The organism is Kitasatospora sp. NPDC087861, from assembly GCF_044742585.1.
Lineage (GTDB): Bacteria > Actinomycetota > Actinomycetes > Streptomycetales > Streptomycetaceae > Kitasatospora.
The window spans coordinates 437621-450984 of record NZ_JBIUUS010000002.1 but is presented as its reverse complement, the minus strand read 5'-3'; the positions used below and the strand labels follow the sequence as shown (position 1 = coordinate 450984).

Sequence of the window (13364 nt, the reverse complement as noted above, 5' to 3'; positions counted from 1 at the left end):
GAGCCATTCGTGATACGTCAGACCACCGCCCACCGCGCCCCGGCGCACCACACCACCGCACACCACAGCACTGCGCACACCGGCATCGCGCCGACCCCGGCCGCGTACGACCGGACGGCGATCCGCGCCGCCCTCGCCGCTGCCACCGACGACCGGATCATCTACGACCTCGACGGCATCGAGCGCCAGTACGCCGCCCTGATCGGCGAACTGCCGGGCGTCGCCGTCCGGTTCGCGATGAAGGCCTGCCCGGTGGACGAGGTGCTCGACCACCTCGCCGCGCTCGGCTCCGGCTTCGACGCGGCCAGCCCGCAGGAGATCGACCAGGCGCTGCGCACCGGGGTGAGCCCGGACCGGATCCACTACGGCAACACCATCAAGTCCGACCGCAACATCGCGCAGGCCTACCGGCTGGGCGTGCGCGACTTCGCCACCGACAGCCTGGAGGACGTCGCCGCGATCGCCGAACACGCCCCCGGCGCCCGGGTGTTCTGCCGGGTCGCCACCACCGGCGACGGCGCCCTGTGGGGCCTGAGCCGCAAGTTCGGCTGCTCGCCCGAGGACGCCCTGCGCGTCCTGGACGCGGCCCGCGCGGCCGGCCTCACCCCGTCCGGACTCTCCGTGCACGTCGGCTCCCAGCAGATGACCGCCGAGGCCTGGGGCGCCGCCGTGGAGTCGCTCGCCGCCGTCCTGGAAGCGCTCAACTGGCGCGGCATCACCCTGGAGCGGATCAACCTCGGCGGCGGCCTGCCCGCCCTCGGGGTCCTCGACCGGCACGGCCGCCCGCTCGACCCGCCGCTGGACAAGATGTTCGCGGTCATCCGCGACGGCATGGAGCGGCTGCGCACCGTCAACGCCGCGCCGCTGGAGTTCCTGATGGAACCCGGCCGTCACCTGGTCGCCGACCACGGCGCCATCCGCGCCCACGTCGCCCGGCTCTCCTCCCGCCGCCAGCTCGACGGCACCCGCGAGGACTGGCTCTACCTGAGCTGCGGGAAGTTCAACGGCCTGTACGAGATGGACGAGCTCCAGTACCGGCTCGAATTCCCCACCCACCCCGGCGGCCAGTTCGTCAACGCCGTCGTCGCCGGGCCGACCTGCGACAGCGACGACGCGTACGCCCCGGAGGACGGCCTGGTCCGGGTCCCGCGCGCGATCGCCTCCGGCGAGCCGGTCTGGATCCACTCCTGCGGTGCGTACGCCACCGCCTACACCACCCGGGGGTTCAACGGCTTCGAGCCGCTGCCGTACACCTGCATCGGCGGGACCGGCGGCTCGGACGGAGGTGCCGCGTAGATGACCGGCATCCGGATCAGGCTGCTCCGGGAGGACGACTGGGACGGCGTGGTCGCGCTGGAAGAGCGCGCCTACGCGGCCAGCGGCCTGTCCGAGGGCCGCGAGGCGCTGCGCTCGCGCCACCGCGCCTCGCCCGACACCTGCTTCGTCCTGGAGCACGCCGGCGGCTTCGGCGGCTACCTGCTGGCCCTGCCCTACCCGCTGTTCCGGTGCCCGGACCTCAGCCGGTCCGAGGCCGGCGGCGTCCGCGCCACCAACCTGCACGTCCACGACGTGGTCGTCTCCGAGGAGCTGCGCGGCCGCGGACTGGCCCGCGGGATGCTGCGCCACCTGGAGGAGACCGCCCGTGCGGGCGGCTACCGGACCCTCTCCCTGGTGGCCGTCCGCGGCTCGCAGGTGCTCTGGGCCCCGCTGGGCTACCGGGCCCGCCCCGAGATCGGACTGCCCGCGAGCTACGGCCCCGAGGCGGTCTACATGGCGATGCCGCTGAGCCCGGCCGCCGCCTCCGCTGCGGTCCCGGCCCCGGCTGCGGCCCCGGCCTGGTCGCCGACCCCCTCCACCGACCCGTCCCTCGGGTTCCCACCCAGAGCCGAAGTGGGCTGATGCACATGTCCCCCGTTCGCGACGACTTCCGCCGGTCCCAACTGGCCATCGCCGCACTGTTCTTCCTGCTCGGCTTCCAGTACGCGACCTGGGTCTCCCGGATCCCCGCGCTGAAGACCGGGCTCGACCTCGGCGAGGCCCAGATCGGCCTGCTGCTGATGACCTGCGGGGTCGGCGCGGCGGTGTCCTTCCCGCTGGTCGCCGTCTTGATGCGGCGGTTCGGCTCCCGCCTGCTGGCGGTGGTCTCCGCGCTCGCCCTCGGCGGCGTCCTGCTCGCGCTGTCCGTGGTGCCCGACTACCCGGTCACCCTGCTGGTGCTGTTCTGCGACGGCGTCGCCGTCGGCTGCCTGAACGTCGCGATGAACGCCCAGGGCGCGGCACTGGAGGCCCGCTACGAGCGGACCACCATGTCCCGCCTGCACGCCACCTTCAGCGCCGGCTCGCTGTTCGCCGCGCTGCTCGCCTCCGGCGTCACCGCCGTCACCGGCACGATGGTGGTCCACTTCGGAGTGGCCGCCGCGCTGCTCGCGGTGCTGGTCGTGGTCGCCCGGCCCGGACTGCTGACGGACGAGGGGCAGGCCACGGCGCAGGAGGCCCCGGCGTCGAGAAAGGACCGCCGCCGGTTCGTCCTCCCCGCCGCGGCGACCCTGTGGATGGGCCTGGCGATGGTGTTCGGCACCGTCACCGAGGGCGCCATGAACGACTGGTCCGCGCTCTACCTCAAGGACGTCGTCAACGCCGGCGCCGGGCTCGCCCCGATGGGCATCGCGGTCGTCTCGGTGATGATGGTGCTCGCCCGGATCTTCGCGGACGGCTGGCGCACCCGCTTCGGCGACGGCCGGATCGTCCGGGCCGGCAGCCTGCTGGCCGGCGCCGGGCTGGCCCTCGCCCTGCTCGTCGGCGGCGTCGTGCCGACCCTGCTCGGCTTCGCCTGCGTCGGCCTCGGCGTCGCTGCGGTCACCCCGTGCGTCTACGTCGCCGCGGCCCGCCGGGGCGCCGACGCGCTCTCCCTGGTCGCCGCGATGGGCACCACCGGGCTGCTCGCCGGGCCCGCGGTGATCGGCTTCATCGCCGACGCCACCAGCCTGGTGTGGGGCATGGCCGCCGTCGCCGCCTCCGCCGCGATCGTCTCGCTCTGCGCGACCCGGATCGGCTGGCCCGCGGCGCAGCCCCGCACCGAGCCGCTCGACGGCCGGCTCGCCCCGGACGCTTCCTGAGCGTCCGCTCCCCCCGACCCCCTCACCCGTGCGTCAGGGGCAAGCCCGCCGGTCGGGGCGGTGTGTGACGGTGTGTCGGCGTCGAGGGTCTTCTAGAGTCGCCTGCGGTATGACCGTATGACTGTGAGCCGCACTGAGAGGCGAGAGCACCATGAGTGAGCAGGCCCCCGAGCCGTACCTGCCCGTCGACGAGGACTGGCAGACCGCGCTGGCCGTCGTCGCGCACCCGGACGACATGGAGTACGGCGGCGCCGCGGCCGTCGCGCGGTGGACGGCGCAGGGCAAGAAGGTCGTCTACGTGATGGTCACCAGCGGTGAGGCCGGGATCGACTCGATGAGCCCCGAGGAGTGCGGGCCGCTGCGGGAGGCGGAGCAGATCGCCTCGGCGCGCGTGGTCGGGGTGGACACCGTCGAGTTCCTCGGGCACCCGGACGGCGTGGTGGAGTACGGGCTGCCGCTGCGCCGGGACATCGCCCGGGCGGTGCGCCGGCACCGGCCGGACGTGGTGATCACCAGCAACTTCCGGGAGACGTACGGCGGGACGTTCCCCAACCAGGCCGACCACATCGCGGTCGGGCGGGCCGCCCTGGACGCGGCGCGGGACGCCGGCAACCGGTGGGTGTTCCGGGAGCTGCTGGCCGAGGGCCACGAGCCGTGGAACGGGGTGCGGCAGGTGTGGGCGGCGGCCTCGCCGGAGTCGAGGCACGCGGTGGACACCACCGAGCACTTCGACCTGGGGGTGGCCTCGCTGGAGGAGCACAAGGCGTACCTGGCCGGGCTCGGTGGGGCGATGGCGGACGCCCGCGAGTTCCTGGAGGGCTTCGGGCGGGGTGCGGGCAGCCGGCTCGGGGTGCGGTTCGCGGTGCCGTTCGAGGTGTTCCCGCTGCGCTGAGCCGCGCTACCGGGCGTCGGGGTCGGGGTCGCTTTCGGCATCCGTGCCGGAGCCGGAGCTGGAGCCGGCGTCGGCGTCGGAGCCGGCGTCGGAGCCCGGGTCCGTGCGGCTCCGGCGTCGGTAGCGCAGCACCTGCCGGAGCAGGAGGGCCGCGACCACCAGCCCGAGGCCGACCGCGAACCAGAGCTGGTAGCGGATGGCCGTCCGGTAGACGGTGCCGATGTTCGCCCCGGCCAGGTAGCCGAAGGTCGCCCAGACACCCGTCCACAGCGCGGCGCCGAGCAGGTTGAACGGCTGGAACCGGCGCCAGGGCATCTCCGTCGTCCCGGCGATGATGCCGTTGGCCTGGCGCAGCCCGTCCACGAAGCGGGCGACCGTGACGACCTCCCCGCCGTGCCGGGCGAAGAAGCCGTCCGCGCGTTCCATCCGGGCCGGGGTGAGCAGCACGTAGCGGCCCCAGCGGTGGACGAAGGCGCGCCCGCCGGTGTGGCCGATCAGGTAGCCGAGACTGTTGCCGAGCGCGGCGGCGGCGAAGGCGATCAGGACGACGGCGGCGAAGTCCAGGTGTCCGGTGCCGGCGTAGACCGAGGCCAGCACCAGGATGGTCTGCCCGGGCACCGGGATGCCGCAGTTGTCGAGCAGCACGAGCAGCGCCACCGCGAGGTACCCGTAGTGGTCCAGCAAGGGCGCGAGCCCGGCGAGGGCCCCGGGCAGCGGGGTCGTGGGGGCGGACACCGCTCCTCACCACCTCGTCCCGGTGGGATGCGGGGCGGTGGGGGCGTCGGTCAGCGCTTCGCCGTGCGGTGTTCGATGTTGCAGTCGGGGCCGGGATAGATCAGACCCTCGTGGCCGTCCTCGAAGCGGACCATGTACGGCGGTTCGCCGTCCACGCCGCGCACCTCGACGATCTCGCCCTTCTGGTCCACCATGCCCACCGACTTGCTGTGGATGTGGAGCTGGTCACCTACCGCTGCGTGCATCGTCTGCTCCTCGGGTCGTGGCGGCCGCCTCCGCGGCCGTCCGCTTTCCGCTGCTCTCCACTGTGCTGCGACGACGGCGGGCTCGCAACGGCTCGGGCGGACGGGAGGTGCGGGGCGGGTGGTGCGGGGCGGGTGGTGCCGGGCCCCGGCGGGGGCACCGGAGCGGCCTCAGCCGGCGGGCGGCTGCTCCACGAGGTAGGAGCGGAGCAGCCGCTTGCACTCGGCGATCAGCGCCGGATCGCCCTCCGGGCTCCCGCGGAAGGCCAGCTTGAGCACCGCGTCGGCGGCCTCCAGGGCCACCCGCAGGGCGAGGGTGAACGCCGCCGGATCGCCCGTCGCGAACACCTCGCCGCCGAGGGCCTGCAGGCGCAGTGCGACGGCGGTGTTGTTGTCCACGCCCGCGTCGAGCAGGTGCCGGTCGTCCCGGAGGCCGGTGGGGGCGGCCACGTCGGCGAGTCCGAAGTCGACCTGGCCGAAGCCGGGCACCGCGCGCTTCATCGCCACGAACTCGTCCACCGCGAGGTCGGTGAACCGGGCCGGGCCGACCGGTGCGTCGGCCGCGAGCCGGCGGTCGAGCCGCTGGAGGTACTGGTCGAGGTTGCGGGTGGCGAGGGCGGCGAGCAGGTCCTCCTTGCCGGCGAAGAACTGGTACAAGGTGCCGATCGGCACCCGGGCGCGCTGGGCGACCTCCTTGGTGGTGAGCGCGGTGGCGCCGACCTCGTCGAGCAGCCCGGCGCAGGCGTCGAGGATCCGGCCGTACCGCTCCTGGCTGCGCTGCTGGACCGGACGGCGTCTGGTCGCGAGGGTCCGTCCGGCGCTCGCATGACTCTGCTCGCTCATGACGTCACTGTGCCGCATCCGCTGTTCCGGCGGCGAATCACCGGGGCGAAACCGTCCCCGAGTGTCCGGTGGGGCGCGTGTCGACTGGTGGCCGGAGCTGAACGCCATGGTGGCGGGAAGGTGTCCGGGAGTCGGCCGTGGTCTTGTCGTGAACGCGAACGCCGGTTCATACTCCCTACCGGAACCACCTTGCGTGATCACTTCATGCCCCTCCGTGGTGAACGAGTGTCAGCTGTGGCGCGATGGACGAATCCGGCGCCACCCGACGTCTGGATGATCCCGTGCGTTTCCTTGAACCCGTCCCGGTCCGATCAGCCGTGCCCGGCTGTGCGTCCGCGCCCGGCTGTGCGTCCCGTCGTCCTGAAGGAGGGGGCCGGTTCGTTGACGCCGACTTCCGGAGGGCGTGACGCCCTGGACCGTGACGCCCTGGACACCGAGCAGCGCCGCCAGTTCCTGGAGTCCGGGTACCTGGTCCTGCCCGGTCTGGTGCCGGAACCGCTCGGGGCCAGACTCGTCCCCGAGGTGGACCGGTGGGTGGACGACGGCCTGCGGGCCCGGTCGATAGCCGCCTGCACCGATCCCGCCCGGTACGGCCCGCCCCCGCTGCTGGAGCTGGAACTGCCGGCCCACGGCGAACTCCTCACCCACCCGGCGCTGTTACGGACGCTGTCCCGCCTGATGGGGCCGTCCTTCGTCTTCCACCACCTGCACAGCGACCGCCAGGCCCCGGGCATCCCCGGCAAGTCCTGGCACCACGACTGCGAGCCCAACGACCGCTCCGACCCGTCGCTGCTGATGATCCACGCACTGCACTACCTCGGCGGCCTGGACGAGAAGGTCGGCAGCCTGGCCGTCTTGCCGGGCTCGCACCGGCGGACCGTCGGGAAGACGGCGTTCGCCCACCACGGCACCGCCGAACTGCCCGGCGAGGTGGTCATCGACCGGCTGTCGGCCGGCTCCACCGTGCTGCTCAACTCGGCGCTGTTCCACACCCGCAGACCCGCGCCGGAAGGCCCGGGCAGACCCCGGTACTTCATCGACGCGTCCTACTGCCAGGTGGGGGCGCGCTGGCGCCCGGTGAAGCCGTACTGGCGGCAGATGCTCGCCCGGGCCCGCGAACTGGGCCTCGCGGCGGGCCAGTGGCCGGAGCTGTTCGCGGAACGGCACTTCACCGAGTACACGAGAACCGTCTGAGGAGCATCGCGTGGAGATCGTCACCGCCGTCGCCTACGCCGAGGTCCACGACGCCTACCTGCGGGACCACCCGGTGGAGCGCACCCACGAGGCGAACAGCAACCAGGCCGGCGAGGAGAACCTCGAACGCGCCGACCGGATCCCCGGCGGCTGGTGGCGGGTCCGGCTCTCGCGCGCGGACGTCCTCGACGTCGTCCTGCCCTGGCACCTGAGCGAGGGCGGCGAGCGCGAGCTCGTGCCCCGCGCCGGCCTGACGGTGGCCGAGGCGGCCGAGCGCATCCGCTCCGACGGGCCCGCCTGGTTCGCCGCGAACCCGGTCTGCGCGGCCAAGCTCCGGCTGCTGCGGTGGGCCCCGTTCACCCCCGTCTACCTCGGCACCGGCCCGGTCGACCACCCCGACTACACGGACCTGCTGGTCCGGGAGGGACTGATCCACATCGACGGCCTGCACCGCATGCTGGCCTGGGAACTGGCCGGGCGCCTGCCCGACCGGCCCGGGCTGGACGGGTTCCTCGCGGGCGACCCCCGGCTCGTGGGCCCGCGCCCGGCCCGGACGGTCCGCGCCGCCGGGGCCACCCGGACGGGAGACGAGCCGGCGTGACCTCCGCGACCCAGCACGTCCGGTCGACGCCGTCCACCCGGTCGCTGTCCGGGCTCCTGTCGCGCCTCGCCCGGGTCCACCCGGACCGGCCCGCCCTGACCGACGGCGACCGCGCCCTCGACTACCGGGCCCTCGACGCGGCGGCGGCGCGGATCGCGGCCCGGCTGGCCGCGTCCGGCACCGGCCCGGGCGACCGGGTCGCCCTGCTCGGGCCCCGGGACGCCCGCATGCTGGTGCTGCTGTACGGCGTGCTGCGCTCGGGCGCGGCGGCGGTGATGGCCGATCCGGACTGGTCGGCCGCCGACCTCGCCCGGCGGCTGGCGGCCGTCCGGGTCGGCCGGGTGCTCAGCACCGAGACGGCCTTCCGGGGACCGGCGGGCCACCCGGCCGAGCTGGTGGACGTCGACGGGGTGGCCGGGCCCCTGCCCGGCGGGCCGACCGCTGCCGAGCCCGGTGCCGCGGAGCCGGGTGCCGCCCCCGGTGCGGCCGACGACCCCGCGTACCTGTCCTTCACCTCGGGGTCGAGCGGCGAGCCCAAGGCGGTGGTCGTCACCCACGCCAACGCGGTTCACTACGCCCAGGCACTGGCCGACCGGCTCGGGTTCACCGCGGCCGACGCCCCGGGCATCGCGCACGTCACCACGCTGGCCGCCGACCTCGGCCACACCGCCTGGCTGCTCGCCCTCGCGGTCGGCGGCTCGGTGCACGTCGTGCCGGATGGCGAGGTGCGCGACCCGGAGGCCTTCTGGGCGTCCCTGCGGCGCGCCGGGGTGTCCGTACTCAAGACCACCCCCTCGCACCTGACCGCCCTGCTGGAGGGCCGGCCCGCCGATACCCCGACCCTGCACACCCTGCTGCTCGGCGGTGAGGCACTGCCGCGCCCGCTCGCCGCCGCCCTGCTCGACACCGGTGCCACCGCCCGGCTGGTCAACCACTACGGCCCGACCGAGACGACCGTCGGCGCCACCTGCTTCCTCGCCACCTCCGCCCGCCGGCTCCCGGTCGACGAGCCGACCGTCCCGATCGGCACCGGGATCGGCGAGGTGCGGCTCACCGTGCTGGACGGCGAGGGCCGCCCGGTGCCCGACGGCGCGGTGGGGGAGCTGTTGATCGGCGGCCGGGGCGTCAGCGCCGGCTACTTCGGCCGGCCCGCCGAGACGGCGCGCGGATTCGTCCGGCACGACGGTGAACTCATGTACCGCACGGGCGACGTGTGTCGCCGCCGGGCGGACGGGGAGCTGGTCTTCCTCGGTCGGGTGGACCGCCAGGTCAAGATCCGGGGCTACCGGGTCGACCTCGCCGAGATCGAACGGGCCATGGACGGCTTCCCGGGCGTGGTCCGCTCCGCCGTGCTGGTCAGGGAGACCGCGGTGGGGAGCCAACTCCTCGGTGCGGTACGGATGGTGGGCGGATCCGGCGAACCGGCCGGGATCGGCTCCTACCTGCGCGACCGGCTGCCCGGGTACTCGGTGCCGCAGCCGGTCCTCGCGCTGCCGGAGTTCCCGGTCGGGCCGAACGGCAAGCTCGACCGGGAGCGGCTGGCCGAGCTGGTGACCGAACTGGTCGAGGCCCGGGCGGAGTCGGGGCCGTCCACGGGCGGGCTCGCGCTGGCCCGGACGATAGCCGAGTTCTGGGCGGGCGCCCTGGGCCTGCCCGCGGTCGGGCCGCACACCGACGTGCTGGGCCTCGGCGGGGACTCCATCCTCGCGATGCGCACCGTCGCCCTGCTGCGCCGGTCGGGCCTGCGCGTCCACTACGACGACTTCTACCGGCACCCGACCGCGCACGGCCTGGCCTCGGCCGCCACTGCGACGGCCCCCGCCGGGCCGGATGCCCCCGCGCCGCCCGCGGCGCGGACCGGCGACGGCGACCGTGGGGTTCAACTCGCGCCCGCCCAAAGGTGGTTGTATCGGCAGCGGTCCGTCGACGACCTGCGGCACTGGAACCAGTCCGTCCTGCTGCGCTGCCGAACGGCCGTCGACCCGGCCGCGCTCTCGACCGCCCTCGCGGCCGTCCTGGAACGCCACCCGGCGCTGCGGCGGCCCCTCTCCCCGGACGGCTACGGCGAACCCCGGCCGGTGGCCGACCTCGACCCGCTCTCCTTCTCCCGGATCCCGCGGACGGCGGGCCCGATCGCCGAGACCGTCGCCGGGGTCTGCACCGAACTCCACCGCAGCATGGACCCGTTGGCCGGCCGGCTGCTGCGCGCCCACCTGTTCACCGGACCGCCCGGCACCGACGACCGGCTCGCCCTGATCGCGCACCACCTGGTGGTCGACGGGCTGTCCTGGCGCATCCTGCTGGACGACCTCGCCCACGCCTACCGGGCGGCGCTCGACCGGAAACCGGCCGACCTGCCGCCGACCCCGGACTTCTACCAGTGGGCCGCCGCCGCTCCCGCCCCGGCGCCTCTCGTACCGGCGCCTCTCGTCCCGGTGCCGGAGCCCGTGGTCCGTACGCAGCCGGCGGCCGTCGGCTGGACGCTCGACGAGGACGGCACCGCCCGGCTGGTCGGCCGCCACGGCGGCGGGACCGGCCTGGAGGCCTTCCTGCTGGCCGCCTTCGCCGGGGCCGTGACCGGCTGGAGCGGCCGGCCGGACCTCACCGTCGAGGTGGAGACCCACGGCCGGGACACCGCCGGTGACCCGGGCGAATTCCTCGACACCGTCGGCTGGTTCACCGCCGTCAAGCGGCTGGTGGTCGAGTCGTCGGGCGGTCCCGAGACGGCGGCGCAGCGGCTGCGCGAGGCCCCGGTCCAGCCGATGGACGGGCCCGGCCCCCGCCCCGCCGCCGGATTCAACTTCCTCGGCACCTTCCGGCTGCCCGACGAGCCCGCGCTGGACTGGACGGTCGCGGACGAACAGGCCGGCGTGGCCCGCTGCGCCGGGGGAGACCCGCTGTACGACCTGCGCCTCACCGCCCGGATCGTGGAGAACCGGCTGGTCGCCGACCTCGTCTACGGGTGGCCCGGCCTGCCGCACCCCGCCGCCGAGCGGATCGTCGCCGCCTTCGCCGAGACCGTGGCCGCCGAGGCCGAGGCCGGGGCCGAGGCCGGGGCCGGTACCCGGGCTGAGGCGGGAGGCGGGGCACGGTCCGCGCAGCCCGTCCGGGCGCCGCTGTCGACCTCCGGCCAGCTGCTCCACCCCGGTACCCGGGCACCGGCCGCACCGGCCGCACCCGTCTCATCGGCGGCCCGGGCCACGGTGCGCGAACCCGCCCGGGTGCTGCTCACCGGCGCCACCGGCTACCTGGGGCGGCACCTGCTCGACGCCTTCGTCCAGCGGGGTGCCCGGGTCACCTGCCTGGTCCGGGCCGAGCACGACGCCGCCGCCGTCCGGCGGCTGGGCGCCGCCGCCGTCGACGACGGCCGGGCCCAGGTCGTCGCCGGGGACATCGACCGGGAGGGGCTCGGCCTGTCCCGGGCCGGGCTGGCGCGGGCCCGCGGCGCGCAGATCGTCGTGCACGCCGCCGCGGACGTACGGCTGGTGGCCTCGCCGGACGACCTGGAGCGGACCAACCACACCGCGGTGCGGCGGCTGCTCGGCTGGGTCGACGAGCACGCCCCGACGGCCCGGGTCCACCACGTCTCCACGCTCGCCGTCGCGGGCGGCGTCGACGGCCCGCCCCGCCGCTTCAGCGAGGCCGACCTGCGGATCGGCCAGCACTTCCGCACCCCGTACGAACGGACCAAGTTCGCCGCCGAGCAGGCCGTCCGCGCCTGGGCGGCCACCGGCCGCGCCGCCTACCTGTACCGCAGCGGACACATCGCCGCGCACAGCCGCACCGGCGCGTTCCAGGCCAACATCGGCGACAACCGGATTTACCAGCTCATCCGCGGCTACCTGCTGGCCGGGGCAGCCCCGCGTCGGCCGCACACCGCCTTCGCGTTCTCCCACGTCGACACCGTGGCCGCCGGGATCGCCGCGATCGCGCTGGACCCGTACGCCGCGCCCGGCGCCTACCACGTCGAGACGCCGCACGAGACGCCGCACGACGAACTCGTGCGCTGGCTCGCCGCCCACGGCCACCCCGTCCGGCTCACCGACGACGAGACCTTCGCGGCGGCGATCGCCCGGGCCGAGCGCGACCACCCGACGGAGGCCGGGCTGGCCGCCGCGTGGTCCCTGCAGGAGGAGCGCAACGTCGTCGTGGACAGCACCTACACCACCTCCGTACTCGACCGGCTGGGGGTCCGGTTCACCGCCGCCACCCCGCAGTGGTGGTCGGCCGCGCTCACCCGGGCCGCCGAGGTCGGCTACCTGCCGCCCGTCGCGCCGCCGCACTGACCCGGCCACCGGGCCGCGCCGCCGATCCGCCCACCGAGCCGCCCATCGACCTGCCGACCCACCTGCCGACCCACCTGCCGACCGATCCGTCGACCACGCGCGCCACCGATCCCGTTCACCCAGACCCCATGGAAGGCGGACCCCGTGTCCCAGCTCTCCCCGGTGCTCAAGCAGGCCACCCCCGTCGTCGCCACCCGCGGCGAAGGACTCCACCTCTTCGACGCCGCCGGCCGCCGCTACCTCGACTTCACCTCCGGCGTGGGGGTGACCAGCACCGGCCACTGCCACCCGCGCGTGGTCGAGGCGGTCCGCGAGCAGGCCGGCCGGCTGATCCACGGCCAGTACACCACCGTGCTGCACGACCCCCTGCTCACCCTGACCGAGCGGCTCGGCGAGGTGCTGCCGCCCGGCCTGGACTCGCTGTTCTACGCCACCGCCGGCACCGAGGCGGTGGAGGCCGCGCTGCGGCTCGCCCGGCACGCCACCGGGCGGCCGAACGTGATCGTCTTCGAGGGCTCCTTCCACGGCCGCACCATGGGCGCGGCCGCGCTCACCACGGCCGGCACCCGCTTCCGCGCGGGCATCGGCCCGGTGATGCCCGGGGTCGCGGTGGCGCCGTTCCCGGACGCCTTCCGGCTCGGCCTGAGCCTCGGGCTGAGCGAGGAGGAGGCGGTCGAGCACGCCCTGCGCGGACTCGACCAGGTGCTCGCGACCGCCAGCGCCCCCGCCGAGACGGCGGCCATGTTCGTCGAACCGGTGCTGGGCGAGGGCGGCTACGTGCCCGCCCCGGCCGGGTTCCTCGCCGGGCTGCGCGAGCGCGCCGACCGGCACGGCATCCTGCTGGTCGTCGACGAGATCCAGACCGGCTTCGGCCGCACCGGCCGGTTCTGGGCCCATCGGCACCACGACGGCGTGGTGCCCGACATTCTGATCACTGCCAAGGGCCTGGCCAGCGGCTTCCCGCTGTCCGCGATCGCCGCGCCGACCGAGCTGATGCGGCGGGCCTGGCCCGGCTCGCAGGGCGGCACCTACGGCGGCAACCCGGTGGCCTGCGCCGCCGCGCTCGCCACACTGGACGTCATCCGGGACGAGCGGCTGGTCGACAACGCCGCCGAGCAGGGGCGGCGCCTGCTCGACGGCCTGCGGGCGGTCGCCGCCGCAGCTCCTGGCGTCGCGGACGTCCGGGGGCCCGGGCTGATGATCGGCAACGAGTTCTGCCACCCGGACGGCTCCCCCGACCCGGACGCGGCCCGGCGCGCCCAGCAGACGGCCGCCGACCTCGGCCTGCTGCTGTTGATCTGTGGCGTCCACCTCAACGTGGTCCGGATGATCCCGGCGCTGGTGGTCACGGCCGAGCAGATCGACGAGGCGCTGGCGCTCTGGTCGAAGGCGGTGGCGGCGAGCGCCGCCCAGCAGTAGCGACAGCCGCGGCACAGGAGGAGAGAGGAGTGGTTC

At 75.1% G+C, this 13364-nt stretch carries 11 protein-coding genes; 8 read left to right on the top strand and 3 right to left on the bottom strand.

All coding sequences use genetic code 11. The annotated features are described in order from the left end of the window. Positions 1-84 precede the first annotated feature (84 nt). The 4 genes from ACIOJE_RS04690 (at position 85) to ACIOJE_RS04675 (ending at position 4008) form a co-directional block, all read left to right on the top strand. Positions 85-1296 carry a type III PLP-dependent enzyme gene (locus ACIOJE_RS04690; protein ID WP_400773418.1) on the top strand — a complete coding sequence of 404 codons (1212 nt, stop codon included), beginning with the start codon at positions 85-87 and terminating at the stop codon, positions 1294-1296. Next, positions 1297-1899: a GNAT family N-acetyltransferase gene (locus ACIOJE_RS04685; protein WP_280682559.1), complete on the top strand. Its 603-nt coding sequence runs from the start codon at positions 1297-1299 to the stop codon at positions 1897-1899. Between the two features lie 5 nt (positions 1900-1904). Then, a complete protein-coding gene (locus ACIOJE_RS04680) occupies positions 1905-3116 on the top strand; it encodes an MFS transporter (RefSeq protein WP_400773295.1) in 1212 nt (403 codons plus the stop codon). 151 nt (positions 3117-3267) lie between these two features. Continuing rightward, the gene (locus ACIOJE_RS04675; protein ID WP_280682555.1) at positions 3268-4008 is read left to right on the top strand and encodes a PIG-L family deacetylase; all 741 of its coding nucleotides are present in this window, start codon (positions 3268-3270) and stop codon (positions 4006-4008) included. Between the two features lie 6 nt (positions 4009-4014). Here ACIOJE_RS04675 and ACIOJE_RS04670 read toward each other — a convergent pair whose 3' ends face one another. The 3 genes from ACIOJE_RS04670 to ACIOJE_RS04660 form a co-directional block, all read right to left on the bottom strand. After that, positions 4015-4743 carry a DedA family protein gene (locus ACIOJE_RS04670; protein WP_280682553.1) on the bottom strand — a complete coding sequence of 243 codons (729 nt, stop codon included), beginning with the start codon at positions 4741-4743 and terminating at the stop codon, positions 4015-4017. Positions 4744-4793: 50 nt separating this feature from the next. After that, entirely contained in the window at positions 4794-4988 is a 195-nt protein-coding gene (locus ACIOJE_RS04665; RefSeq protein ID WP_280682550.1) for a DUF1918 domain-containing protein, read from the bottom strand. Between the two features lie 168 nt (positions 4989-5156). Next, positions 5157-5828 carry a TetR/AcrR family transcriptional regulator gene (locus tag ACIOJE_RS04660; RefSeq protein ID WP_400773292.1) on the bottom strand — a complete coding sequence of 224 codons (672 nt, stop codon included), beginning with the start codon at positions 5826-5828 and terminating at the stop codon, positions 5157-5159. A 381-nt stretch (positions 5829-6209) separates the two neighbouring features. Here ACIOJE_RS04660 and ACIOJE_RS04655 point away from each other — a divergent pair, with 381 nt between their 5' ends. The 4 genes from ACIOJE_RS04655 to ACIOJE_RS04640 all read left to right on the top strand — a co-directional run bounded on the left by ACIOJE_RS04655 (position 6210) and on the right by ACIOJE_RS04640 (position 13328). Further along, entirely contained in the window at positions 6210-7022 is an 813-nt protein-coding gene (locus tag ACIOJE_RS04655) for a phytanoyl-CoA dioxygenase family protein (RefSeq protein WP_400773291.1), read from the top strand. Between the two features lie 10 nt (positions 7023-7032). Further along, positions 7033-7623: a DUF6309 family protein gene (locus tag ACIOJE_RS04650; RefSeq protein ID WP_400773289.1), complete on the top strand. Its 591-nt coding sequence runs from the start codon at positions 7033-7035 to the stop codon at positions 7621-7623. Continuing rightward, complete coding sequence (locus ACIOJE_RS04645) at positions 7620-11909, top strand: amino acid adenylation domain-containing protein (RefSeq protein WP_400773287.1); 4290 nt, start codon at positions 7620-7622, stop codon at positions 11907-11909. The genes ACIOJE_RS04650 and ACIOJE_RS04645 overlap by 4 nt, the downstream gene beginning before the upstream one ends. A 144-nt stretch (positions 11910-12053) precedes the next feature. Next, positions 12054-13328: an aspartate aminotransferase family protein gene (locus ACIOJE_RS04640; RefSeq protein WP_400773285.1), complete on the top strand. Its 1275-nt coding sequence runs from the start codon at positions 12054-12056 to the stop codon at positions 13326-13328. Positions 13329-13364 lie beyond the last annotated feature (36 nt).

Coding starts and splice junctions, on each gene's coding strand:
- ACIOJE_RS04675 (WP_280682555.1), top strand. CDS start 3,268: ATGAGTGAGCAGGCCCCCGAGCCGTACCTGCCCGTCGACGAGGACTGG.
- ACIOJE_RS04685 (WP_280682559.1), top strand. CDS start 1,297: ATGACCGGCATCCGGATCAGGCTGCTCCGGGAGGACGACTGGGACGGC.
- ACIOJE_RS04665 (WP_280682550.1), bottom strand. CDS start 4,988: ATGCACGCAGCGGTAGGTGACCAGCTCCACATCCACAGCAAGTCGGTG.
- ACIOJE_RS04660 (WP_400773292.1), bottom strand. CDS start 5,828: ATGAGCGAGCAGAGTCATGCGAGCGCCGGACGGACCCTCGCGACCAGA.
- ACIOJE_RS04680 (WP_400773295.1), top strand. CDS start 1,905: ATGTCCCCCGTTCGCGACGACTTCCGCCGGTCCCAACTGGCCATCGCC.